27 protein-coding genes are annotated in these 25,181 nt (G+C 38.0%); 3 read left to right on the top strand and 24 right to left on the bottom strand.

Translation table 11 applies throughout. From position 1 onward, the window contains the following. Positions 1 to 64: 64 nt before the first annotated feature. From IGJ41_RS03230 to udk, 19 genes are all read right to left on the bottom strand, one after another. On the bottom strand, positions 65 to 1,135 hold the full coding sequence (locus IGJ41_RS03230) for a D-alanine--D-alanine ligase (protein ID WP_002355721.1): 1,071 nt from the start codon (positions 1,133 to 1,135) through the stop codon (positions 65 to 67). 140 nt (positions 1,136 to 1,275) lie between these two features. Continuing rightward, on the bottom strand, positions 1,276 to 1,722 hold the full coding sequence (locus IGJ41_RS03225) for a YaiI/YqxD family protein (protein WP_002358788.1): 447 nt from the start codon (positions 1,720 to 1,722) through the stop codon (positions 1,276 to 1,278). Further along, positions 1,719 to 2,747: a hypothetical protein gene (locus IGJ41_RS03220; RefSeq protein ID WP_010827208.1), complete on the bottom strand. Its 1,029-nt coding sequence runs from the start codon at positions 2,745 to 2,747 to the stop codon at positions 1,719 to 1,721. Before IGJ41_RS03220 ends, IGJ41_RS03225 begins: the two co-directional genes overlap by 4 nt. Before the next feature lie 93 nt (positions 2,748 to 2,840). Next, positions 2,841 to 3,851: a sugar kinase gene (locus tag IGJ41_RS03215; RefSeq protein WP_002415894.1), complete on the bottom strand. Its 1,011-nt coding sequence runs from the start codon at positions 3,849 to 3,851 to the stop codon at positions 2,841 to 2,843. Between the two features lie 9 nt (positions 3,852 to 3,860). Further along, the gene (gene dagF, locus IGJ41_RS03210; protein WP_002361094.1) at positions 3,861 to 4,604 is read right to left on the bottom strand and encodes a 2-dehydro-3-deoxy-phosphogluconate aldolase; all 744 of its coding nucleotides are present in this window, start codon (positions 4,602 to 4,604) and stop codon (positions 3,861 to 3,863) included. Positions 4,605 to 4,607: 3 nt separating this feature from the next. Next, a complete protein-coding gene (locus IGJ41_RS03205; RefSeq protein WP_202255032.1) occupies positions 4,608 to 5,714 on the bottom strand; it encodes a DgaE family pyridoxal phosphate-dependent ammonia lyase in 1,107 nt (368 codons plus the stop codon). Next, complete coding sequence (locus IGJ41_RS03200; RefSeq protein ID WP_002381282.1) at positions 5,704 to 6,813, bottom strand: amidohydrolase/deacetylase family metallohydrolase; 1,110 nt, start codon at positions 6,811 to 6,813, stop codon at positions 5,704 to 5,706. The genes IGJ41_RS03205 and IGJ41_RS03200 overlap by 11 nt, the downstream gene beginning before the upstream one ends. An 8-nt stretch (positions 6,814 to 6,821) precedes the next feature. Further along, positions 6,822 to 7,910: a DUF871 domain-containing protein gene (locus IGJ41_RS03195; RefSeq protein ID WP_010827206.1), complete on the bottom strand. Its 1,089-nt coding sequence runs from the start codon at positions 7,908 to 7,910 to the stop codon at positions 6,822 to 6,824. Between the two features lie 8 nt (positions 7,911 to 7,918). Continuing rightward, positions 7,919 to 8,218, bottom strand: coding sequence for a hypothetical protein (locus IGJ41_RS03190; protein ID WP_016616519.1), 300 nt, complete (start codon positions 8,216 to 8,218; stop codon positions 7,919 to 7,921). Positions 8,219 to 8,243: 25 nt separating this feature from the next. After that, entirely contained in the window at positions 8,244 to 9,557 is a 1,314-nt protein-coding gene (locus IGJ41_RS03185) for a PTS sugar transporter subunit IIC (protein ID WP_002358780.1), read from the bottom strand. 130 nt (positions 9,558 to 9,687) lie between these two features. Next, positions 9,688 to 10,383 carry a DUF4310 family protein gene (locus tag IGJ41_RS03180; protein WP_002361314.1) on the bottom strand — a complete coding sequence of 232 codons (696 nt, stop codon included), beginning with the start codon at positions 10,381 to 10,383 and terminating at the stop codon, positions 9,688 to 9,690. Between the two features lie 19 nt (positions 10,384 to 10,402). Then, positions 10,403 to 11,182, bottom strand: a complete 780-nt coding sequence (locus IGJ41_RS03175) for a DUF4311 domain-containing protein (RefSeq protein ID WP_002355709.1) — start codon at positions 11,180 to 11,182, stop codon at positions 10,403 to 10,405. Positions 11,183 to 11,197: 15 nt separating this feature from the next. Then, positions 11,198 to 11,554: a DUF4312 family protein gene (locus tag IGJ41_RS03170; protein WP_002355708.1), complete on the bottom strand. Its 357-nt coding sequence runs from the start codon at positions 11,552 to 11,554 to the stop codon at positions 11,198 to 11,200. 30 nt (positions 11,555 to 11,584) lie between these two features. Continuing rightward, entirely contained in the window at positions 11,585 to 11,941 is a 357-nt protein-coding gene (locus tag IGJ41_RS03165; RefSeq protein ID WP_002355707.1) for a glycine-rich SFCGS family protein, read from the bottom strand. 14 nt (positions 11,942 to 11,955) lie between these two features. Further along, entirely contained in the window at positions 11,956 to 12,279 is a 324-nt protein-coding gene (locus tag IGJ41_RS03160; RefSeq protein ID WP_002393661.1) for a PRD domain-containing protein, read from the bottom strand. After that, a complete protein-coding gene (locus tag IGJ41_RS03155; RefSeq protein ID WP_002388793.1) occupies positions 12,245 to 14,164 on the bottom strand; it encodes a BglG family transcription antiterminator in 1,920 nt (639 codons plus the stop codon). The genes IGJ41_RS03160 and IGJ41_RS03155 overlap by 35 nt, the downstream gene beginning before the upstream one ends. Before the next feature lie 369 nt (positions 14,165 to 14,533). Beyond that, entirely contained in the window at positions 14,534 to 15,499 is a 966-nt protein-coding gene (locus IGJ41_RS03150; protein WP_010816352.1) for a Gfo/Idh/MocA family protein, read from the bottom strand. A 102-nt stretch (positions 15,500 to 15,601) separates the two neighbouring features. Then, the gene (locus IGJ41_RS03145; protein ID WP_002355703.1) at positions 15,602 to 15,943 is read right to left on the bottom strand and encodes a type II toxin-antitoxin system PemK/MazF family toxin; all 342 of its coding nucleotides are present in this window, start codon (positions 15,941 to 15,943) and stop codon (positions 15,602 to 15,604) included. Positions 15,944 to 16,111: 168 nt separating this feature from the next. Then, a complete protein-coding gene (udk, locus tag IGJ41_RS03140; RefSeq protein WP_002355702.1) occupies positions 16,112 to 16,741 on the bottom strand; it encodes a uridine kinase in 630 nt (209 codons plus the stop codon). 174 nt (positions 16,742 to 16,915) lie between these two features. On the opposite strand from udk, the gene IGJ41_RS03135 reads away from it, so the two are divergent. Next, entirely contained in the window at positions 16,916 to 17,371 is a 456-nt protein-coding gene (locus tag IGJ41_RS03135) for a GNAT family N-acetyltransferase (protein ID WP_002383069.1), read from the top strand. 34 nt (positions 17,372 to 17,405) lie between these two features. On the opposite strand, the gene IGJ41_RS03130 is transcribed toward IGJ41_RS03135, so the two are convergent. Further along, positions 17,406 to 18,086, bottom strand: a complete 681-nt coding sequence (locus IGJ41_RS03130; RefSeq protein ID WP_002378056.1) for a YjjG family noncanonical pyrimidine nucleotidase — start codon at positions 18,084 to 18,086, stop codon at positions 17,406 to 17,408. After that, the gene (locus IGJ41_RS03125) at positions 18,083 to 18,865 is read right to left on the bottom strand and encodes a 16S rRNA pseudouridine(516) synthase (RefSeq protein ID WP_002358774.1); all 783 of its coding nucleotides are present in this window, start codon (positions 18,863 to 18,865) and stop codon (positions 18,083 to 18,085) included. The genes IGJ41_RS03130 and IGJ41_RS03125 overlap by 4 nt, the downstream gene beginning before the upstream one ends. Before the next feature lie 330 nt (positions 18,866 to 19,195). Here IGJ41_RS03125 and IGJ41_RS03120 point away from each other — a divergent pair, with 330 nt between their 5' ends. Next, positions 19,196 to 19,804: a 50S ribosomal protein L25/general stress protein Ctc gene (locus tag IGJ41_RS03120; RefSeq protein ID WP_104855579.1), complete on the top strand. Its 609-nt coding sequence runs from the start codon at positions 19,196 to 19,198 to the stop codon at positions 19,802 to 19,804. 251 nt (positions 19,805 to 20,055) lie between these two features. After that, on the top strand, positions 20,056 to 20,379 hold the full coding sequence (locus tag IGJ41_RS03115) for a DUF960 domain-containing protein (RefSeq protein WP_002355697.1): 324 nt from the start codon (positions 20,056 to 20,058) through the stop codon (positions 20,377 to 20,379). A 69-nt stretch (positions 20,380 to 20,448) separates the two neighbouring features. Here the strand turns inward: IGJ41_RS03115 and IGJ41_RS03110 are convergent, their stop codons facing one another. From IGJ41_RS03110 to IGJ41_RS03100, 3 genes are all read right to left on the bottom strand, one after another. Further along, positions 20,449 to 23,463, bottom strand: coding sequence for a polysaccharide lyase 8 family protein (locus IGJ41_RS03110; protein ID WP_002364752.1), 3,015 nt, complete (start codon positions 23,461 to 23,463; stop codon positions 20,449 to 20,451). A gap of 114 nt (positions 23,464 to 23,577) precedes the next feature. Then, positions 23,578 to 24,387 (bottom strand): PTS system mannose/fructose/sorbose family transporter subunit IID, encoded by an 810-nt coding sequence (locus IGJ41_RS03105; RefSeq protein ID WP_033591546.1) that lies wholly within the window; start codon positions 24,385 to 24,387, stop codon positions 23,578 to 23,580. After that, on the bottom strand, positions 24,371 to 25,162 hold the full coding sequence (locus IGJ41_RS03100; protein ID WP_002358771.1) for a PTS mannose/fructose/sorbose/N-acetylgalactosamine transporter subunit IIC: 792 nt from the start codon (positions 25,160 to 25,162) through the stop codon (positions 24,371 to 24,373). The genes IGJ41_RS03105 and IGJ41_RS03100 overlap by 17 nt, the downstream gene beginning before the upstream one ends. Positions 25,163 to 25,181: the final 19 nt, after the last annotated feature.

Genomic DNA, 25,181 nt, shown 5'->3' with positions numbered 1-25,181 from the left:
CTGACACAGGGACTGGGACATGCCAAAGTCTTGTCATGTCCCAGTCTTGTGTGATTTTTTCTTCTTAGTTATTATAAAATTCTTGGCGTTGTTTAAAACGATTCAAAGCTAACTGAATCAGTTCCTCAATTAAATCACTGTATTTCAAGCCCATATTTTCCCATAGTAAAGGGTACATACTAAAGTCAGTAAAACCAGGCATGGTGTTCAATTCATTCAGGAATAATTCGTTTTTGCTTGTTAAGAAGAAATCACAGCGACTTAAGCCACTTCCATCTAACATAATATACGCTTTTTTAGCGTATTCTTGCGCTTGATGAGCTACTTCTTCTGGAACATGTGCTGGGATTTGCATTTCAATCGTGTTATTGATGTATTTTGCATCATAATCATAGAAAGCGACATCTTTCACCACTTCACCAGGTAAAGTCGTACGGACATCTTCATTTCCTAAAATGGCTACTTCAATTTCACGTGCTTCAATCCCTTGTTCAACAATTGCTCGAGCATCATAACGGAAAGCTTCTTCCAATGCTTCTTGCAATTCTTCACGATTTTCCGCTTTGCTAATTCCGACACTAGAACCCATATTGGCAGGTTTAACAAAGACTGGATAGATTAAAGAACCTTCACATTTTTCAAAGACTTCTTTTGGATTTCCTTTCCAGTCACTTCTTAAAACTGGCACGAATGGTACTTGTGGAATGCCAACAGTTTGTAAAAGATATTTCGTCATGATTTTGTCCATTGCGTTAGCACTAGCTAAGACACCTGCGCCCACATAAGGCATATTAATGGTTTCCATGAATCCTTGAATTGTTCCATCTTCACCATTTGGTCCATGTAAAACAGGGAAAACAATCGCTTCTTCTTCATAAATTTCCGAAGGACTGATTCGTTTTCCTGAAAATTCGCCTGTTTCTTCAGGTGTTTGTGCCCAAGTTAAATGTAAAACTTCTTTATTTTGTGGTCGTTCAGATAAGAGAGGGCCTTTTACCCATTGACCATCTTTACTAATAAAGACTAACTGTACTTGATAATATTTATAATAGATTGCATTTAAAACGGAATATGCAGACAAAACAGACACATCGTGCTCTTCACTTCTGCCGCCATACAACAAAATAATCTTCAAATGCTTGTCCTCCTAGTTTCTTTCCTGTCTTTTAGAAAAAATTATTTTTCAAATTATCCTTACTTATTTTAGCATAAAACCCAGTTTCATAATAGAAGCAAATTTAGTGAAGGAAAAATTCTTTGCTTGCCTTTTCCTTGCTAAAGACTCCGTTCCACCAGCTCAATAAGGGCTTGTTTAAACGTTGTTCTATCTTGGTCTGTAAAAGGTTTAGGTCCTTTCGTTCGGCCACCTTTTCGCCGAATTTGGCCACTAAAATAGCGTTGTTCTAACAATCCATCAATATTTTCTTTCGTATATTGATAACCTAGTTGATGTAAAACTGACACTCCTTTTGGCAAAACCAAGGAAGCTAAGCCATAATCTTGTGTAATTAAAAGATCCCCTTTTTTTATTAACTGCACAATTTTAAAATCAGCAGCATCCGCTCCTTTATCAACATACACAAAAGAGACATTTTCTGGATAATCTTTTAAGGAATAATGATCTACACTAGTAACAATCACCACATCCAAAGCTTTCTCTACAGCGACTTCAATAACCGTCTCTTTCACAGGTGAACCATCGCCATCTACAAAAATTTTCATTCATTTCCCTCGATTCTTCCTTGCTCTAACCATTTGGGATGACGTTGAAAGTAGTGTTGTAATTCGTCAAAAACGACTTCTTTAACCACTTCATATAACTCTGTATTTCTTAAAATGGTTTTCGTTGCATCAGTGTAGCGGGGCTTTGGTATCGTAATGGCTAAAACAAAATCAAATTCTGCTAAAAAACTATCTGCTGTCACAGATAATGAGTAATGTTGCTCCTCTAAAAATTGATTAAAGGCGGCCACTACGCCATCAAGAAAACCCTCATAGTGGGTTCCACCAAGACTGGGATAATGCCCATTAACAAATGTTTTTTGCACTTGCGGCGCATGATTTTTACTCAAAATAAATTGAACAAGGGCCAATTCTGTTTGCTTGGCTTGAATAATCGGTGCAGCTTTTCTAGTTAATGGGTTATCTTTTTCAAATAAATAATTACTTAAACCTTTAGGGTAATAACAAAGATTTTTTTGTTCCTCTTCTTGTGTTAAGAGAATCTTTAAGCCTGGATTCAACACGGCAATCTGTTGACATTGTTGTAAAACACGCATATAAGAAAGCGATTCTGTACCAAAAATTTGCGTATCTGGCCAAAATAAGACTTCAATTCGTTCCTGGGTTTCTTCAATAGGTAATAATAATCGTTTTTTCAATTGCCCTTGATGGTAAATAAAAATAGTCCGCTGTTTTTCTTGATCGATACTGATTCCTACTTGTTTTGAGAAGGCTTGTAAAACAGATAAATACAGAAAAGGTGGTTCTAAATCGACTTGCTTTTGTTCAAAAACAAGCGGTCGTGTGGAAGATACCTGAAAAGAGATTTGTTGACGTGATAACTGTATAGCAATTTTCCCTTGATTCTTTTCAATGAAAAACTCTAATAAACCGTTAATTGTCTGAACAAGTAAATTCTCTAAGCCGACTAAGCCAGTCGTTCCAATGAACGCTTCTGGTCGTTTTTGAATCCGTTCAATAAATTCATCATTTTCTAAAACTGTTAAAAGATGTGCAACACTCATCCTGCTGCCTCCTTTGCAATCTGTTTCTTTTAATTATAATGAAAAAAAGACCAGAAGAAAAGCCACACACGACTTTTCTTCTGGTTTTCTTCTTTAACGAATTAAATCAATATTCGGATGCTCGAGAACATGATTCACTTGTTTGACCGTTGTCAAAGGAATATCTCCTTGAATCGTATGTGCAAGGACCCCATTGACTGTGGCAAAGGTAACTGCCTTTTCTAACGACCAATTTTGGCTATAGCCATATAAAATCCCCGCCGCATAAGCATCACCAGCACCAATTCGATCAAGATTAAGAAGCGGTCTTTTTTCACTCTGTTGGTACTCATTTTGGGTATATAAATACCCACTTAAGTAGTTTTGATTTTGGGAATGACTTCTCGTTGTCCCAGCAAACCATTCCAAATTGTATTGAGACATGAAGCGCTGAATCAGTTCAGTTTCTTGTGCCTCACCTTCTAAATCTTCTCGCGGAATGAACCCTAATAGCTCGACCAAATCACGACGACTGCCAAAAACAATATCACAATAAGGTAAAATGCGTTCGTACTGTTGACGCATAAAGAGTGCGCTATTTGCTGTATTCAAACTAGGGCGATAATTAAAGTCAAAACAAACTTTCTTTTGACAGGCATGCGCCTTTTGAGCAAGTATCAAAGCAGCATCACGAGTTTTTTCAGTTAAACTTAACGAAATACCACAAATATGCACCATATCTACTTCCGCTAAAAAAGCCTCAAAATCGTAGTCCTTCGCCTCGCTGATGCCAAAAGCACTCTGATGGCGATTTTGATAAGTTACTTGTGTGGGGCGGATTCCATAACCCATTTCTGCAAAAAAACTACCAATATGATCGCCCTTTTCTCCTACCCATTGATCTGAAATTCCTAACTTCCTTAGCGCTGCTTTGCCAGCTTCACCAAGACGATTGGCAGGTAATTTCGTAATCAATGCTGTTTCTAGTTGAAAATGAGCCAAATTTGCTAAGAGATTTACGCCAGTCCCTACAAAGTTCATTCTTAACTGCTCTGTTTGTTCTAACATTAGATACTCTGGCGGAGTGAAACGAAGCATGACTTCACCAAACGCAGCAATTTTCATCTTTGCCACCTACTTATTCAATGTGTTTTTCATCATGGTTAGTAACGTTTTCACGTCTTCTGTTCTAGTGTCCCCTGTTTCTTGATCGATAATTGAGCTGTAGACATGAGGAATGATTTTTTTAACGCCGGCATCCACTGCAATTTGAACAATTTCTTCAAAGTTTTCTAAATCAATGCCCCCTGTTGGCTCTAAATAAAAGTCATACTTGGCACAAGCTGCTGCTACTGCTTGGTATTCTTCTTTGTGAGCCAAGCCTTTCATCGGGAAATATTTAATGGAACTGCCCCCCATGTCTTTCAACAATTTGATGGCAGTTTCGATAGGTACTTCTGCCGCTGGCGCACCCGAGCTTAACGGACCTGTCGCAATGTTGACATAGCCAACTTTGCCTGTGGGTGAAACCAAGCCATTAATCACTGTTTCGTCTTGACGAAGTAAGGCCCGCGAAGCGCCGACACCTGTGAAGACTTGGTTCACGTGTTGCGGTTGTAGAACTTCTGATAAGCGAGCCACCATTTGACTTTGATTAGGATCGCCAGCCCCTAAGCCGACAGATAAAGCGTTGTTGGTTGCTGCTTGGTATTTTTTCATATCGTCAATGGCTGCTTCATCGGTTTCATAGTTTTTTGAAAGGACGCCTAACACAACATGCCCTTCTGCTGCTTCATAACAGGCTTGGGCATTTTCTACTGAATTGGCTAAAACATTTAAACAAATGCGTTCTTCTAAATAATTAGGTTTTAATGACATGGCTTATTTCTCCTTTGTGTCCATAATTTCTTGTAATCGTTGCACGATTTTGTTCATTTCTTCTTGATTGACAGAACGAATGTCAAACTCAATGATGCCATTGTTGGCTTGATATTCTCGCGTATAAATGGCTGGACTTTTTGCTTTTAATGCTTGGATGACTTCCTTGGCAGTTTTTCTGCCGTCCACTTTAACACTGGCGCGATAAATGTCTCGGCCAGCGCCATCTTGGACGATTTTGGCGGTTAAATCTGACAAGTTGTTGATGGCTTCAACAAACGGTTTTAAGCGCTCTTGCATCGAAGCCCCTGACTCACTGCCATGCGCCAAGTATTCTTCCACTGCTTGCGTAAAGCCTAGGATATTGTCTTTGCCAATTTTCATTGCTCGACCAATGCCTTTGCCTTGCAGGCGCACCCAGTCAATGTATTCTTTTTTCCCGACCACTAAACCGGCACTTGGCCCTTCAATGGCTTTGGCGCCGCTGTAAATCACCAAATCAGCGCCTGCTTCGGTGTATTTGAAAAGATCTTCTTCTGCTGCCGCGTCAACAATTAGCGGCACCTTGTGGCGTTGCGCCACTTTGGCCGCTTCGGCCACCGTCAGCATACTTTTTTGCACGGTATGATGGCTTTTGATGTATAGAATGGCCGCTGTTTTTTCGGAAATCATCATTTCCACGTGTTCTGGACTGCACATGTTGGCGTAGCCAGCTTCCACTACTTGGCCGCCGCCTTGCGCTACCATGACTTCTACAGGCGTGCCGTAGTCCACGTTGTGCCCTTTAGGTAAAATAATCTCTCGCTGTTCAATTTTTTCTGTATAGGGATGATACGCGTGGTACAAGCTGCCTTTTCCAATCAAGGCAGCCACCGCTTGGGCAATCCCCGCCGAAGCCGAGGAAACGATTTGGGCATCTTCTACCTTCAACAAGTTGGCTAAAAAGGCCCCTGTTTGCACACTAAGTTCACTCATTTCAAAGAAATGTTCGCCGCCGAATCGTTGAGCCGCGAGGACTGCCTCCGAAACTTTGGAGACACCTAGAATGGTCATTTTGCCAGAAGCATTAATGACTTCTTTTAAGTGGAATTTTTCGTAACTAATTGTCATAGATTTGTCCTCCAATAATTGTTTTGATTGGGCGAATTTGCTCTTTGGCTACTCGTGTCAATCCATTAGAATCAGTCAATGTTTTTTCTTCTGCTTGAATCGTGAAAATCGTTAAATCAGCATCTTTACCTATTTCCAACGTGCCTTTTTGCGTTAAATGGAAATTCTCAGCAGGAGCCTTGGTTACCTTTTCAATAATTTCTGGCCAATCATAGCCGACCACACGGAGTTTTTCCATCGTTGTGGCTAAATCATAAACAGGACCATTTTCTCGGTTACGAATGTAAATATCTGTGCTAATTGATGCAGCTTTCATTCCCTCGCGTAACGCTGTTTCAGCTACGTGAAAATTGAAACTATCCGTACCATGCCCGATATCAAATACGACTCCTTTGTTGTACGCTTGCCAAGCGAAGTCTTTTATTTTATCCGTTGCTTGGTCTAAGATACCATTTTCTTTCCCATTAAAACAATGGGTTAGGACATCCCCTTTTTCCATCAAGGCTAAAATTTCATCTAAATGAGGCGGTGCTGATCCAATGTGAACCATTAAGGGAATTTCTTGGTTCTCTTGCTGAATCTGTTTGGCCAATTCTAAAGGCGTAATGCCGTTATCGCCAATAACGGTCCTACTCATACGGGCTTTAATCCCTACAACAAAATCTGGTAATTCTTGAATCGCTTTTTTGACCAAACTCGCTTGTACTTTACTTAAATCTGCGAGTTCATCCTGAGCAACGATGCCCCATTTAGAAATATTGACTAATCCAAAAACATTTGTTTTTGCTTGCTGCGCTAAGTCATAAAATTCATGAATGTTTTCAGCACCTGTTGTCCCAGCATCAATCACTGTCGTAACACCCTTTTTGACCCCAATTTCATCTGGATAATCATAATAAAGAGCCATTTTTTCAAAACAATGAACGTGATCATCTATCCAGCCTGCGGATACATAAGTACCTGGTTCTAAGTGGATAGTTTCTTTTGCAGAACCTGAAATAGTTGCTGCAACAGCAGCTATTTTTTTCTCTTTAATTGCAATTTCAACAGGCATACCATCTACTGTCTGTCCATTTTTTATAAGTAAATCGTAGTCCATATTCTTCCCTACTTTTCTATAAATCTAAATTTTGTCCAAGGCTTAATGAATTCTAATAATACAAGTTCTTCTTCTATAATACGCCCTACTCGGTTTTTGCGTGAGTCTTGATGTGGTTCTAAAACGACTTGTAATTCATTTTTGTATTTTCCAAATGCATCATTTCCCACAACAACATCTCCAGGTTGTAGCATTGCTTGATTATCATGTGGGGGATTAGCTTCATTCTTATATTTTTTACGCACTTCTGTGGAACGAATCATCTGCTGAGTGATATCTCCACGGCGAAAATGTTGATTTTTTGTTACGATTTCTTTTTCAATTTCAGAAGTTGCTTCTTCAAAAACAATGGTCAATTCTGTTTGATAACGATTCAACTGACCCAGCGCTTCCAATTCTTCATCGGAAGCATAAGCATTTCCAATAACAACATCATCAATTAAATTTGTTGCAAATAAATGTTTAGCTTGAACAGTGACTGGCAACTGTCTATGCATTTCTAAAGTAGGTAGCCCATCATTCACATCCCAAGGACCAATTTCACCTACCTGTGATGAAATAAAAGCAGCTGTCCGAATACCTTCCTTTTTAAAACGGATGCTACATTTTTCAAAGAAATCATACGGCAATGCAGTTCCCGCTTGTGGATAAAAGTTATGACAACCATATAAGAAAGGTCGATTCGCTTCATACGTCAAAATGTTATCAAGATAAGCGACATCATTACTCATATTCAACTCAATAGCCACGCCGAATGGATTAAACGTCAACATGGCTTCTTTATTTCCATCAAACCCTGTATCCAACCGAATCCCATCAGCTCCTAATTCGCTGAAAAAAGTCAAATCATCATATGAAATTTCCAATTCATCAAAGATACTTGGAACGACATCTAAAATTGTTTCAAATCCTAAATTTTTCGCATAACTAATTAATTCTTTAAATTTTTTCTGAACCGCTTCTTTGCCATCGGTCACTTCTAACATACTCATAAAAATTCGAGTAAACCCACATTCGCTGGCTTTTTTTAAATACGCTTTATCTTGATTGATATCACTATGATCTGGATAAACTGATACACCTAATGCTCTTTTCATCTTCGTTCTCACACTCCGCTATTTTCAAATTTATTTCGAAATTTCCAAGCAATCACCGAGCTACACAGGATTGTTGTAGAGCCAACGAGCAATACTGGTTGATTTAGAAATCCGCCAATTATCATGGAAAGAGTAATACAAAATGCCGTAAAAACCAACGTCTTTACCAAACCAAATTGATAAACAACAGTAGGCAACTGCCCTTTTTCTATAATAATTTGACTAACGATAAAAAAGAAAATGAACCAAATAATCATCTTATACGCTCCTGACTTTCTTCTCTGACTTAGAAGGGGCAGGATATTCATATCAGAACACCCGCCCTAACATTTTTTAATTTTTCGCTGCTTGTTCAGCTGCTAATTCTTCTGCTTCTTTATCCAATTGTTGTTTTTCATAAACTTTGAAAAATGGATAGTAGATAGCCATTGTAATTAAGAAGTTAACAATCACTAATACTGCGGCCGAAAAACTCCAATTGGTACTCATCCAAGCAGCAATTGGTGCTGGAATTGCAAACGCTAAGCGTGCAGCCATCATCGGAATTATATTAGCGACTGTTAAGAAATAAGATAACGTTGTGGTAATTAACGGTGCCACGATAAACGGAATACCTAAAATAGGATTCATTACGATCGGCGTTCCGAAAATAACTGGTTCATTAATATTAAACAAGCCTGGTAAGAACGATAAACGGCCAAGACTTTTCAGATACGTTGATTTAGAAAACATCATTAAAACAACTAAAGAAAGCGTAGTTCCAGCGCCACCAATCCAGATAAACCATTGTAAAAACTGTTCTGTAAAAATATTAGGTAACTGATGAACGTTTGCGCCATTGGTAAAAGCTTCAAGGTTTTCTGCAATCGACATATCCCAGAAAGGACGAATAACTGGGCCCATAATCGCTGGACCATGAATCCCTAAAACCCAGAAGAAACAGATTAAGAAGACTGTTAGTAAGCCGCCAAATAAACTGTTACCAGCAAGGATACCTTTAAGTGGCATTAATAACGTACTCAAGAAACCATTCAAATCAAAACCAATTACGTGGCGAATAACCCAGAATAATAAAAGAATAACTGCTCCTGGAATTAATGCAATAAATGAATTTGACACTTCAGGCGGTACGCCATCTGGCATCTTAATCATAATATCTTTTTCAATAAAGAAGCGATAAATTTCAACAGATAACAGCGCTGTTACAATCGCGCCAAATAAAGAAGCTGAACCTAAATTTGCTAAATTAATATAGCGCCCTGCTGTAATGACGTTGTCAACATCTTCAAAGACACGTGTTGGTGGTGCCGCTGTTACTAAAAAGGCCATTAATGCTAAAATTCCGCACGTCAAAGAGTCAAGCTTATAACTTTTGGCCAATGATGAAGCAATCCCAAATGTTGCATAAAGTGCAAGTAACCCCATCGTATAGCGGGAAGGAATATCTAAAATTGCTTGATAAGGTTCAATCAATTTTGTGTATGCCTCAATTGGAATATTTTGAAAAATTGTAAAGAATGAGCCCACAATTGTTAAAGGCATCGTTGCAATTAATCCTTTTCTAATCGCTGTCATATGGCGTTGCGAACCAAATTTATTCGCAATCGGCATTAACTTAACTTCCATCCACTGTACAAAACCATTCATTTGTTAATTCCTCCGTTCAACTAATAAAAATAATAATTATTTCGCATTTATAATAACATAGTAACATTATAATGTAAACGCTTATTCTTATTTGCGGCAGAGAAAGTGCAAAACAAAAGGCTTTTTCTTATTATAAAGAAACTGGGAATATTGCACCAAAAATCATTGCGCCTAAAATTGCGCCCCCAGCGATTGGTTTTTTCCAAATGTAAAAACCTAAAGCTCCTAATGTAGCACCAATCCCAATAGGAATCGAAGCACCCGCCGCACTCAAAATAATTAACGGGCCTAAGAAACGTCCTGAGGCATTACCAGCCCCCATCATCACATCCGCACCAAAAGTGGAATTTCCTTGATTGATAGTAAATTTCCGAATCAACACAATTACGCCACCAACTGCTAACCCTAATAGCGCACCTGTTAAAAGTGCTAAGCCAAAGTTTTCTACAGGTGCTTTAATACCCATGCTGAGAAAAATTGCAGGTACGCCAATCCCGATCCCCGTTAAAATTGAGCCACCTAAATCTAAAATCCCGACTAAAGAACCTTCTAAAATTCGTGCAAACAGGAAACTTGCACCAAATGCTGCGGCAGCGCCATAAGAACCACCATCTAAACCAGCTTTTAGCATCGCAACAATTGAAACTTCATTAAAGGCGCCCACACCATAAACTACATACATATGTGTTCCTGCAAAAATTGCCGCTGACATAATCCCGACTAAAATCGGAAAGCCCCAATCAGCATACCAAAAACTTTTGCCTTTTAAACCTTCTTGAATTTCTTGTTCTTGTTGTGCCCATTCATTTTTTTCTTGCTGTTCCATCTATGAGACCTCCTTTTTTCTATTTAACGGTGAAGACATTGTGTAAATTATTTAACCATTGAGGAATAGACAAGCGGAAACTTTCGATCATTTCTAAGTCGAACCCTCGGAAGAAGCCACTTAAAATAAATAATAAGATAATGGCACCAAGCATGCCGCGTGTCATTCGGGTCCACCCTAAATCATCGACACCTTTACCGATTAAGATCCCTAATACAACTCCTGGGACAGCATTGCCCATGACTAATTGAGATAATCCGCCAAATAACGTTCCCCAGAAACCCGTCCGTTTTCCTGCATCTAAAGCCGCTAGCCAGAATAAAACGGGCATCACAGTATTGATTAAAATCGTTGCTGCAGGTACCAACACCGCAACTGCTGTTACTTGTAGCGATTCTGGAATTGCTGCAGCTGTACTATTTAAGAAAGCCACAGTCGCCATTCCTACAAAGGCCCCGACAATCCCCATTTTTTTGGGATTATGCATCGTTTTAGTGACATCTTTATCCTTTACCAATAAAATCGCTGCAGCCCAGTTAGGCACAATCCGGTGGGTCACATCTTGTGTAAAGGCCCCTGCTCCGACGGCCGAAGCCCAAGCATTAAAGAAAAAACCTAAACCAAAAGAAAAGTGTGATGCTGGATCTCCTTGTGCTGCGTTCATTTCTCCTAATGTTCTAAATGCCCCTAACCCTTGCGTTTGTGGTGCATGAAACATCCGAGCAGCGCCTGCGCCAGCTGCAAAACCTAGTAAACCACCAATAAGCAATGACTTCAGCAAAATGATTACAAATTCCATTCCTTCTTCCTCCCTTTATACGCCTCTTTTTGAAAGAAACGGAACTACTACTGCGTTCGGTTCTTTAATTGTTTCCGTTAAAAAATCAACTTCTTCGACTGCAATGGCTTGGATTTCCACTTCTACAGCTAGTTCGACATGATAAATCACTCTCTTTCTAGGAAAGAAGAAGAACAGAAATTTTTCTGTATAAACTTGTTCTTTTGCCTGACGAATAGTTACTTCTTTCGGTTCAATCCGGATGAGGACCTCTGTTGTTTCTTTTAATACTTTTTTTGAAACATCATTCAACGCACTTGCAAAAGCTTCATTCTTCTTATTACCTTTTCCAGAAACAATCACGGTTTGTGTTGACCGTTTTGTGGCATCCATAATTACCGCTCCTTTCTAAGTTACTACTTTCTATGCTCCGTGTTTCTTAATAAATGCTTCAGTTACTCGTTTACCAAGTTCTTCCTGATCCATAAAACCAAATCCAAGAACAGTTTTCCCATCGTTAATTGCTGTTACCCCTTCTTCGATTGATCGCATGCCATGTCTTTCGGGATACCCGTATTTAGTAGCAGCCGTTAACGCCCCTGCACCACCACTGCCACAGAAAGAAATGCCTAAATCAGCCTTTTCTTGTTGCATCACATCTCCTAAACGCATATCAGCGCCCATTCCTGGAACAACAACCGCGCGACCACCGGCTTGCTCCACTCCTTTTGCAACATTTTGTCCTTTTCCTAAACGATCTGCGATAACTACTGTAATCATAACTTTTCCTCCTATTAATTGTTTTGTTTAGCAACTTCAAAATGAACAGCTAAAACATACCATTCATCTTCTGATAACTGACCAATTGCTTCTGTTGTTTCTTGTGCAATTTTCAACGTTTCTGGTGTTAGTTCCGTAAATAACGTCCGATCAACACCAGATAATGTCGTTCCTTCTCTTGAACGATTCAGCATCTCATTGAGATGGTTAATCAAAATCGTCCACTGTAATTCCGTTGGTTCAATTTGTGCTTCTGCTAATCGCGCACTGGTTTGTTTGATAATCGATTGTAGCTTTTCTGGTTCAGCACTTTGTCGAATGATCTCCTGTGCTTCCATTGCTAGTTCCATCCTCTTCCTCCTTTGGTTGTTCTAAATAATTAAGTAATGCTGAAATTTCAGCATGATTGACAGGTAACTCATTTTTAGCAAATAAACATTCAATTTGCCGAATTTCTTCTTGCCTTTCATGAGATACTTCTCTATTACAAGGAATCTCTTCGTATTGTTTATTAAACGTAATCCGATGTGTCATTAATAAAACGTGAAGTAAAAAGGCTTCTTGATATTCGCTCAGTAACTTTGTTTGAAACATTCGTTTTAACTCTTCATAAATAATATACGCTTTCACTAACAAATCTTGGCTTTGTATCCGTTCATTTTTTTCAATTACATCAGATTTCGTGGAGCGAGCGGTACCTTTTCCTTGACGTTTCCCTAATAAAATTTTATCGACCTCTTCCCGAATCAAACTTAAGTCTGTGTCCGTCAACAATGGACTAACTTTAATAAATGGGTATGTCATTTCTTCAATTGGGAAAATACTCAATACCAAATCGGGCTTTTCTGCTTGAATCACTTCAGTTGCATTTAAAACAGAAGCAAATCCTGCGAGTTCAACGTTTGGTACTTCCTCTAAAATTTTTTGTTCAATTAAACTGGTCACACCTAAGCCCGTCGAGCAAACATACACAATCCTAACAACTTTAGCTTCCTGCTGTTGTCGTTCCTGAGCTGCCAAAAAATGCAACGCAATATATGCGCAGAAAGAATCGTTGACTAACAAAACAGAACGTTGAATTAATTGTTTACAGGCACTTTGAATAGCTAAAAATAACGCTGGGTGTTTTCCTTTGATTTCTTCAGAAAACGGATTGTATTCATTAATAAATAAATGTTTCTTTGTAAAACGTAAGGACAGGTGTGCAAACAAGTTCGTAAATAATTGGCGATCATTTACAAAAGGATAATTCAGCTCTTTTGAAACGCTTTCAATCACTTGCTTTGTTAATTGAACCATATCTTGCCGTTGATGGGTTCCGAATAAATCACTATAAATATAAAAATATTCATCCGCTAATAAAGGCAAGTCATACCGTTCAAACACCTCTTGTAAAAGTAAAAGTGGTACTTCGTTCCGTTGTTCAAAGCGTGTTTTTTGCGATAACACTCGGTAAGTCCCAATTGTATGTGCCATCTGCATACGTGCTGCGGCAATTGCCACTCTCAACGTAATAGATAATATTTCGGCATAATCAAATTGATTTTGATCGAGTGGATTAATTAAATTTCGCATTTTTTTCAATGCACTACGATAACAACCTTGAAACAATGTCCCTGACCCAAATTTAATTTTAGGGATTTTTTCAGCCCCTTTTGTCTTTGTCACATAGTTCATAATTTGGTAAATATCGTATTCTGTAAGTTCTTTTTGAGTGATAAATTCCATCAGTAAGCGTACATTGCTTTCTTCACCACTGATTGTAAAACCTTGCCGTGCTTGGCGAATTAAGGTTAAATCATATGCTTGCAGCAACCGTTCGACCTGTTCCAAATCACTGACAATTGTGTTTCGACTCACTAATAATTCATCTGCTAGCTGCTGTGCCGTTAAGTACCCTTTGACTGACAATAGCTGAAAAATCAATACATTGACTCGTCTTTTTTGATCAGGATAGGTTTCAAATCGATCGACATCGATAATTTCATTTTTTAACAGTAAGCGTTTAGAGTCAGGTAAATCTAGCCAGATTCCCTTATTTCGTTTTGAATAAAGTGTCTCATCGTGCTGTTCAAACCAAGCACGAATATCTTCTAAATCATACTTAATTGTTCGAACGCTGACAGTAAAGTTCTCAGCTAATTCTTGCGTGGTAATGCTCCCTTCCAAATCCAAAAGCATCAATAAAATATTTATCGCTCTTTTGGACAACAACACGGTCATGCCTTGTCACCTCTTTTCTTTTCCCTTTACACTTAAAACTATAGCGTTATTTTATCTGTTCCACAACACAAAAAAGTTGCACTTATAAAAGTGCAACACTTCTCTTTTCATACAAAAAAATCCCTTAACAGTAGTAACTGTTAAGGGATACCACACTATTTATTTGCATAAATAGACAGAGACCTTCTCCACAAAAGTATTCTGTCCGACACGTTACAAATCCGGTAACTGATAGCCGTACTATCTGGTGTCGTTGTGTTTGACAATCACTAGCCGTCAAAACGGAATAGCCGAAGCTATCTGATTGAGTCAACTCGTCGCATAAAACACACTTTAACACAGAATAGTATGGATAGCAAGTGGTGGTAATTATTCGCTATCAAACCATTCTTGATAAAAACCTTCAACAATTTTGACGGTTGCTATCGTTAATTCTTTCGTCATTACGGGGCTAGTTAACTTTTTGTCTTGTAAACATTGATTCACATGATTGATTTCATACGTAAATTCACTAGTGAATTGTTCAGACCATTTGACAGTGTTGCCTTGAGCATCTGTATAATAAGCACAATCTGTTTTCCAGAAATTAGGAATAACGATTTGCCCTTTTGTCCCACAGATGGTCATTTCACTAGGTATCTTTAAACCAACATTAATAAAAATATTGCCCAGTGTCCCTTCAGCAAATTTTAAAGCTAAATTACATTGACTATCCGTCGCCCCTTGCTGATACGTTGCGGTTCCCGTAACCGCTTGAATTTCTTTCCCTAATACGTATTGTAAGTATTGTAATGGATAACTTCCTGAGCCATGAAGCGCTCCACCACCCGCTTCTCTCGAGTAAAACCAGGGAATATGATCCACATTGGGATAGGCAGTAACTGACTGAACCCATAAAATTTCTCCCAATCCCCCTTCTTGAATCGTCGCCTTTACTTTTTGGGTAATTGGTAAAAAGACAGATTTCTGAGCTTCCATTAGAAAAACCCCTTGCTCCTGTGCGATTGCGAAGAGTTCTTCTGCTTCAGCAGCATTTAATGTAAATGGTTTTTCCAGTAGGACGGGTTTTCCTTGTGATAACGCAAGCTTAGCTGCTGAGTAATGTCCTTGATTGTAGGTGGGAATATAAATAATATCAATTGTTTCATCCTTACATAACTCTTCATAACTGCCATAAGCTACCGGAATCGCTAATTCTTTAGCCATTTTTTGAGCATTCTCTAAACGCCTTGATGCAATCCCGCGCACCTCAGCTTGCGCGCTTTCTCGAAGCCCTGCTACAAATCTTGGGACAATTTGGGCAGTACTCATAATTCCATAACGAATTTTATCCATGTGATCGCCTCCTCTTTCACTATACGAGAAAAATGAATATTTGGAAACCATTTCAACAAAAAAAAGAAACCGTTTCCCCAAAACGATTTCTTTATATGTAAATTAACGGATACCAACGCTAACTTTTAAAGCTTGATTGACCTGTTCCATCTCTTCACGAGAAAGTTGACAAACCTTGTGTAGCATTCGTTCTTTATCCAATGTTCGAATTTGTTCTAACAAAATAAGTGATGGCGTCCTGCATTCGTTATGGGGAATTTCGATGAGGACTTGCGTTGGTTGCAGCCGCTTGCTTACGTTACGGGTAATCGGTGCAACAATCAACGTTGGACTAAATAAGTTACCTTTGTTATTTTGAATAATCAGGACAGGTCGAATCCCACCTTGTTCAGAACCAACAACTGGTGAGAGATTCGCATAAAAAACCTCACCTCTTTTTATCATTCAGATTCCCTTCCCTCCTTTTCCTTTAAAAAATTATAGCATATTGTTTCTTTCAATATTTTCAACTTTTTAGCTATCCCTTAAAATATTTGATAAAACAACCCTTTAAAAGTCAAAAAAAGCTTAAACAGTCGACTCTGATATAGAGACGGCTATTTAAGCTGACTATTACATTTTTGTTAAAATACTATCCACTTTTGTATTAATTAAATCAATAGCGACGTGGTTTTCGCCACCTTCTGGCACAATGATATCTGCATAACGTTTCGTAGGTTCAATAAATTGGTGATACATGGGCTTGACGACTGTCAAATATTGTTCAATCACAGAATCCAACGTACGGCCACGTTCTTCCATATCACGCTTGATTCGACGAATAATACGGATGTCATCATCTGTATCCACATACACTTTAATATCCATTAAATCCCTTAAGCGGCGATCTTCTAAAATTAAAATCCCTTCAAGAATAATTACTTCTTTCGGTTCTTGGATCACCGTTTCTGTACTTCTTGTATGCGCAACGTAGTCATAAACTGGCTTTTCAATGGCTTGATAATTTAACAGTTGTTCAACATGTTGAATCAATAAATCTGTATCAAACGCAAAAGGATGATCATAATTGGTATTTAAACGTTCTTCAAAACTCAAATGGCTCTGATCTTTATAATAAGAATCCTGTTCTAACATCATAATTGAATGATCGGGAAAATTATTAAAAATCGCACGGCTAACACTGGTTTTTCCGCTTCCTGATCCGCCAGTAACACCAATGATAATTGGCTGACTATCTTTCATGTATAAACCTCTTTCTTTTCAAAAACTTCATTGTCTTTTACTATTATAATGAAAACTCTGAAGAATGCCAGACCTTTTCCAAGACTTTTCATGTGATTTTTATCTTCTTATGAAAAATCTGCCCACACTTCTTTCAATTACAGTATACTTATCAATAAAAGGAGAATCCTACCTATGATTAAAAAAGTCAAAAAAGAAACACTTACAACGGCGCATTACGCTCTTCTTTATGAGGCAGATCCAGCAAAAAAAATGGTGGCAGATTATATTACCCGCGGCATTTGCTTTGACTATCAGACTGAAGAACTTCAAGGAATTTTAGTCCTGTTGCCGACTCACCCACGGACATTGGAAATCGTAAACATCGCTGTCTCAGAAGAAAGCCGAGGGCGGGGCATCGGGCAAGAATTATTACATTTTGCCATTGATTTTGCCAAAAAAGAAAAGTATGATTCCTTGGAGATTGGGACTGGGAGCACAGGCTTTCAACAGCTATATCTCTACCAAAAAGTCGGCTTTCGAATGACACATATTGAACCAGATTTTTTTATCCATCATTATGATGAGCCTATTATAGAAAACGGCTTGCCTTTAAAGGATATGGTTCGCTTACGGTTACATTTAAGTTAAAAAACAACATTTCCTGTACAGGAAATGTTGTTTTTTAATGCCCAAGAATTGGTAACAACTCATCTAGCTGTTGAATCGTATAATTGGGTTGAATGGTTGGTGTTGCTGGAGCGGAGGTCGGATTGAGCCAAACAGTTTGAATTTTCGCTTGTTGACCTCCTTGAATATCTGAATGCAAAGAATCGCCAATAATCATTGTTTTTTCTCGACTAAAATTAGGAATCCGTTCAAAAACAAAATCAAAATACTCTTTCATTGGTTTTTGATAACCCACTTCTTCTGAAACAAAAATATCTTTAAAATAAGGCATTAATTTCGAATCTTCCAACCGACGATACTGTGTTTTTGCCACTCCATTTGTCACAATATATAAATCATAATGGGGTGCTAATTTTTCCAAGATACGTTGGCTATTGCCAAGCAAGTCGTGTCCTTGACTCAAATATTCTCGGTAGTTTTCTCCCATTCTAACGCTATCAACTTCTCGATTAAACGCGTCAAACAATAAACCAAACCGTGTATCAAGGAGAACATCTTTTGTTATTTTTCCTTCTTCAAATGAACGCCATAATCCTTGATTAATTCGGTGGTACGTTGACTCGACTTCAGATGTAAATGGTACATTTTCTTCTTCAAATAAGGCATGGAGCGCCTTCTTTTCAGCCAATTTAAAATCTAACAATGTATCATCAACATCAAAAAGCAATGTTTTCATTTCCGTTCCTCTTCTCTTTTCAAATTACTCGGTAACGCTTTGCTTGTTTGTTGTTTTTCAATAAAAAAATAAGGCAATAGCAATTGTAACTCTTCTCTGGTTAATGAACGATAAGCACCTAAAGGTAATTGCGGATCTAGCCGCAACGGCCCCATAGTTTGGCGTTTTAAAGCAGTCACTTTTTTCCCCACAGATAAAAACATTTTTTTCACTTGGTGAAATTTTCCTTCTTGAATAGTCAGGAAAACATGACTCTCCGTTTCAGTCGCTGCAAGAACAGTTATTTTTGCTGGCTTACATTGAATGCCTCCTTGCAAAACAATCCCATCTTTAAATTTAGCACAATCTTCTGCAGAGACCAAACCATTGACTTTCACTTCATAACATTTCGCTACTTCTTTATTTGGCCGAATTAATTGATACCCTAATTGTCCATTATCTGTTAATAGAAGTAACCCTTCCGTATCGCCATCGAGTCTTCCCACTGGATAAAGACCAGGGCGTCTGTCTTGTGGCGCAATCAAATCAATGACTGTTTTTTTAGATGCATCTGAGACAGCGCTAACCACACCTTTTGGCTTATTCAACATGTAGTACACATGGGTCTTATGCGAAATTAATTGTCCTTTTACTTTAATCATTTGTAATTGCGCATCGACGTTTTGGCTTTCATTTAATGTCACGATGCCATCCACAGTGACCTGCTTGCCTCTGATTATTCGTTTCACCGTTTTGCGTGATCCAAACTGAAGTTCTTCTAGTAATTTATCTAATCGCATTGTTCCGCTCCATTCTGGTATTAGTATAGTGGAATCCGTTAAAGATGAAAAGTAGAAAAAGGTAATTCCTTGACGTATAAAAATATAAGTGTTACGGTTAATAAGTAAAGTAAATAAAGGTTTCTCAAAAACAGCGTAATGACCTGGGAGAGAACAACGATAACAATGAACCATTCCCATGAGTGTTGCCTGGCAATATTTGTGGGGATTTTTTGATTATTGTTAGCATTTTTCTAGACAAGAACAACTGAAAAAAGAGTTTCTTTTTTCCATTATGTTTTGTTTCTGAGTTTAACCAAATCACTCATTATTTCAAGGAGGAATTAGGTTATGTCAGTACAATTAGAAGTTAAAGAAAGAGCTATCCGTCCACGTTCACTAAGAAATCAGCTACGTCACGAAGGGAAAGTACCTGCCATTGTTTACGGTTACCAAATTGAAAGTACACCAATCTATTTTGAAGAAAAAGACTTATCAAAAATTTTACGCGAACATGGTGCTAACACTGTTATTAAAATGACAGTTGATGGCAAAAACATCAACACATTAATGACGAAAGCACAATTAGATACCTTTACTGGTCAAATGCTTCATGTTGAATTCTTATCTGTAAATATGAAAGAAACAACAGAAGTCGAAGCAGAAGTTCAATTAATTGGTGAATCTGCAGGTGTGAAAGCTGGGGGTACCTTAGCTCAAAACTTGTACACTGTTTTAGTGGCAGCCACACCAGATAAATTGCCAGAATCAATTGAAGTAGATATTACAAACTTAGAAATTGGTGATGCTCTTACAATCGCTGATTTACCTGAACACAAAGACTATGAAATTTTAACTGATCCAGAAGAACAACTAGTTGCTATTGTTGAAGCACAAACTGCTCCTGAAGAAGAAGAAGGAACAGCTGCTGAAACGACTGAACCAGAATTAGCCGAATAAAGAGTACACTTTTGTTCAGCTGATTCTCTTAAGTTTTAGAAATGGGATGTACGTTGAAACAACGTACGTCCCATTTTCTTTTTACTGCATGTCTTGATTTCTTCACATAAATGATGACACCTGCAAAGCTAGGAAGCTACAGAGGAATATTAAATTTTTGCTAATCTACGCAATATTTTCAAACGAAACAATTTCTTTTTTTAAAATTTGCAGTATACTAAAAGTAAGTAAACAAAAAGGAGGTCATCCATATGTTTGAACGTTTTGATAGTGACCGTAGCCGCTATGCTTCATTAGGTGTTGTTTCTAGCTTACCTAGTGGCTTAATTGATAGTATTTGGTTGATTATTGACTTAAATCTAAAAGGGGTTATCCCTTTAAACGACTTACTTCACTTTGATTTGTTGAACAATAATGGCAAAGTGACTGTCCATTTTTCTCAAGAAAATAGTTCAGTAGAAATGGCAATCGACTTACCATTTAGTTATTCTACGGCATATCCGTCGCGAATTTTTGCTTTTGATGATGGCCATCGTGAAACGATTTTATTACCTGCAGAAATGTTAGAATCTTAAATAATTTCAACAAAGTAGCCTCAAATTCCAGTTTAAACTGGAATTTGAGGCTACTTTAATTTCTTTTAGTTATTCTACAATAATTTGTTTACTACTTCCTGCAGCATTTTCAAAATTAATAGTAAAGGTTTCTGTTGCATCATCATAAGTGATTCCGTCACTTTGACTAATTACTGTGCTGTAATCTTTTGGTATTTTTAAAGTCAGTGTCTTAGTTGTTTGTGTAGGATCAGAGAAAGTATACGTTTTTTGGTGTTGTTGTGTCTTTCTCATTAAAGAAATAGCTTTATTTGAGGTAATCCCTGCTATTGTACCGCCAGTTTCTGACCAAATGTTAACCCCAAGATAGCCTTCTTCTTCTTGCTTAACTGCTTGAATTTCTTCTGTATTTGAGAGAACTTCTACTGTTTTTTTGGCAGCATATGTTTTTAAATCAGTTTCATCGATTCCTGGTAAAACTACATAAGCATAATGCTCGTTCGTTGGGTGTTGACCATGTTGAATCGTAAATGTTCGATAATCACCTACATATTCTTTATCACTTGGAAATGCTTCATTAATTGCTTTATAGGTTCCTTTTCTAGTTTCACTTTTAACATTTACCGTTGTTTCTTCTGGAAAATAATAACCCATATTAGCATTGGAATGATCCGACTTTAGTAATAACCATTGTTTTTTACTCGTTTCATTTTTCTCATGAATCTCCCCAATATTTGATAGCACTTGATACTGATACGCATCATTTAACAAACGATTATCAACAACTGTCTCAATCGAAGCTTCTGTATCCCCTTTAATTCCTGCGCCTAATGCGATAATTTGCCCATTTAATAAAAACCAAGATTTTTTAGCTTGTAGGTTCATAGTTAAAAGTTTCCCATTATTTTTGGTCCCGTCTTTATTAAGAGCCATCCCTACTACTGCCTGATTGTCTGACGTTACTCCACCAACCCATTGCTCTTTCGATGTGATTGTTGTAAATGCTGAAACTTCATCTGCCAAAGAAATGGTATCTACCGTTGTTCCTGGTAGTCGATAGGGATCTACAGTTGGCCAATAGCTGGAATTAAATTGAACCTCGTCATCATTATATACGTACATCATTCCGTCACCAGTGTGCCAGCCACGTTTATTTTCTTTATTCCCTGCTTCAAAAGATGCAGTGCGCTTTGAATACAAGCCTAGCCCAAACATATAACTAGGTGTGCGTTGGACAAATCGATCCATCGAAGCATAAAGTTTCGTGCCTGTAAAAGGAAGTTGCCCTCCCGTAATTTCTGGATTAGTTAAAAGTTGCATAGTCATCTGTAAATCATTAAAATCACGAGCATTTGTCAAATAATAATCTGGGTTCTCCTTCATCCAATATTTAACGGCTTCTTGAAATTTCTTTTGATAATTATTAGGAGCAAATTTAGCCACAATTAATAAATTATACATGGTAGTTGAGCCGTAGCCTGTTTTTCCAACTGCTGGGGCTCTTGAGATGGAACGGCCATTCACAGTTGGTAGCATTTCACCTTTATAAATCAAAGGAAGAAAGGCACGATCAACATTTTCAACAAATTCTGTCACAAGAGTTGCATCCATTTGAAAAGATGAATCTGCTGTAATGGCCAAAATTTGTCCAACCCCTTTCACCAAAACATTGCCATACGAACCTGTATAAGGAATGTTATTGTGCTGGATAAAAGAACCATCTTGGTAAAAACCATCACCTTTTGTGACTAATTTAAATACATCGACGATACTACTGGATGCTTGGTTAATTTTCCCGCTATCCTTTTGTAAAATTCCTAACCCCAAAACAGTTAAAGCTAAGTCCGTTCGGTTCGCTCCTGATGTCACAAAATTTGGGATAAAAGCTAAATCCACAAACGTTCCTTGTGGTTTTGTATACAACTGTTTAAATGGATCTGGGACATAACTGCTCAACGCATTTGTATAGATTTGTTGCTTTTCCGGAGAAACTTTATCCTCTAAAATCATTAGAATATTAAGAAACTTCTGTGGCACACCAATTTGCCAGTCCCACCAATTTCCGTGGTACTTTTTCCCATCATATCCTTTTTGCGTTACCATAAAATCTAAGCCATCAATAATGGTTGCTGCCAATTTGTCATCTTGGTAAAGCGTACTCCCCTTCGTTCCATAGGCTAACGCTAATTTTTGCAATTTGGTAAATTGAGTCGTTAAATCAGCAGATGGCGTATTGCCAGGCTCTAGTGGCCATAAATAGCTGCGGTTCGGCTCTTTATTCATCGTTTGATCGAGTTCTGTTGCTTCATTGGAGATTTTTTGGACGTAGTCTACAAGCGCTTGGTTAGTTGAATCATATTCTTTTGAAACAAGCTGATTTCGCCATTTTTCTTTTAATTCTCGGTATTCTGCAGATGAATCGATAACAGGAATGCTACCAACGGAGCCACTTTTCATAGAAATGATATTCAGCTTTGATAGATTACCAAATAGTCTAATTCCTACAGCCCCCGTCCAGTCATCATTAATGGACGTACCATCAGGATAATGAACCTCTTCATTTTCATAAAATAATTGATCATTCAGGAATGTTTGAATTTTTTTCCCATCATAGCGAACCAGCAGTTTATATTGTTGGCCACTTAGTAATGTTGGCCCCGGAATATTAGTTAGCCATTTACCGCCTGGTTGTCCTAATTGCCAGCGGCCGTCACGATTATAAGCAAAAGATTGCCATTGACTCGTCTTTTGTTTATCTCCGCGAAAAACCAATCCGAAGTTACTTTGTCCTTCATATAAAAAGGTTAGTTCAAGATCTCCTGAAGATTGTTCGCGTGCATCAAGATTGATAGAGACAGATTCTAGGTTTGTCCCTTGCTTCGTGTTTGCGATCCATAAACCAGCAGAATCATTCTTTTTTTCTGCTGTTCCCACCAAATCTTGCCAATGCCCAACTTGATTGGGAAAATCTGAAATGTAAGAGGGTTGCTCAATCGTTTGGCTCGCTTCGTTTTCTTCTGCAAAAGTAAGGGTGGTTCCCATAAATCCACTCGTCAAAGCAGTAAACAGTCCGACCAGCATTACCCATATTTTCCTGTTTTTCATTCTTTCTCCTCCTAAAAAATTATCGTAAAACGCTTACATCCAAATTAGAGAAAAAGAGTGAAGAAAAATACTTTCTACACTCTCCGACTCTCTGAAAATCACTTAATATACTTTTTACGCCAAAATACCAAAGGCACTCAAAACAATCGATAAAATTAAAATAATCCAAATCACTCGTGTGGAATTTAATTTCTTTTGACCTAACATCCAATAAGTTAAAAGAACAAGTAAGATTGGAACTAAGGAAGGCAAAATCGCATCTAACGTATCTTGAATAACTAATTCGACCCCGTTCTTTTTATAAACAAAAGGAACTGTCGCCTTGATAACTGAAGGAATTAAGGCACCAATCACAGTCACACCAAGAACAGTTGCTGCATTCGTAAAGGCAGATAACTTGTCTTTTAAGGTCGTCACTAGTTTGACCCCTTGCTTATAACCAAGTGGTAAGAGCGCGGCCCGACCAAACAATAGTGCAATATTTGCAATAATCCAAATAACACAGCCCACCACCGAACCATTTTGAGCCAGTGTCCCTGCAACAGAGCCGAAAATCGTCCCCCAAATAACGTGGAATAAAGAGTCCCCAACGCCTGCCAAAGAACCCATCAGAGCTGTTTTTAACGCAATAATTGTTTCTTTCGCTTTATAGCCATCTTGCTCTTCAATCGCAACATCAATCCCCATAATTAAATTCCCAAAAATAGCATTGGTGTTAAAAAATTGATTGTGTGTGCGCATCATATCTTGAAATTGTGCTTCATCATGACCATAGAATTTTTTTAAAACAGGTAAGATGCCGTATAAATATCCTGAACTCATCATACGTTCATAGTTCCAGTTTAATTGGCTTCCTAAAATATAACGCCAGCTAATTGCATTTAATTCTTTTTTTGTCAGTTTATGATTACTCATCGCCGTCATATCCTCCTTCAAAATCACCATTTCCTGTTGTTGCTTGTGTCGTGCTTTTTGCCCCATCACGTTTAAATACAAGCATCGCTGCTACCATCCCAACTATCGAAACACCTAACATTGGAACTTTTAAATAAGCCGCTAAGAAAAAGCCTAATAGTAAATAGGGGATATATTGCTTCGTTGGCAAGTAACGTAATAAAATCCCTACACCGACAACAGGTAATACTCCTCCAGCTGTTTTTAAGCCCGTCATTAGCCATTCTGGCATGTTATCGGTAATCGTTGTTACTACAGCATCCCCCGCTAATAACATTAATAAAATCGGAATGGCACGAGACAGTCCCCATAGAACAGAACCAGATAAAACTAAGCGTGGAATCCGTTTTACTTGCATCTTATCAATCGCTTTATCGACACTATGAAGTAAAAAGACATTACAAAAACGGGCCACTACATCTAGTTGCAACATCAACAGAGAAACAGGAACAGCTAAGCCAATACCATACTCCGCTCCTTTTCCAGAGATCACAGCGAAAGCGGTTCCTAAAACAGCCCCTGTGAAATAATCAGGTACCGATGCTCCACCAAAAGCAGCAATTCCTAAACGCATTAATTGAAGAGTGCCGCCAACCATTAAACCAGTTTTTAAATCTCCCATAATCATTCCAGAAATCATTCCAGCAATAGCTGGTTGCGTCAACGTATTTGAAATAAGTGAGTCATTAATAGCAATAAACGCATAAATAGTAATTAAAATAATTTGATACGCTGCTAAATGCATTGAAATTTCCTCCTAAATT

The sequence above is a fragment of the Enterococcus sp. DIV1537a genome, assembly GCF_051712085.1.
GTDB lineage: Bacteria > Bacillota > Bacilli > Lactobacillales > Enterococcaceae > Enterococcus > Enterococcus faecalis.
The sequence above is the reverse complement of the archived record's forward strand: the minus strand, read 5'-3'. Positions and strand labels throughout refer to the sequence as shown.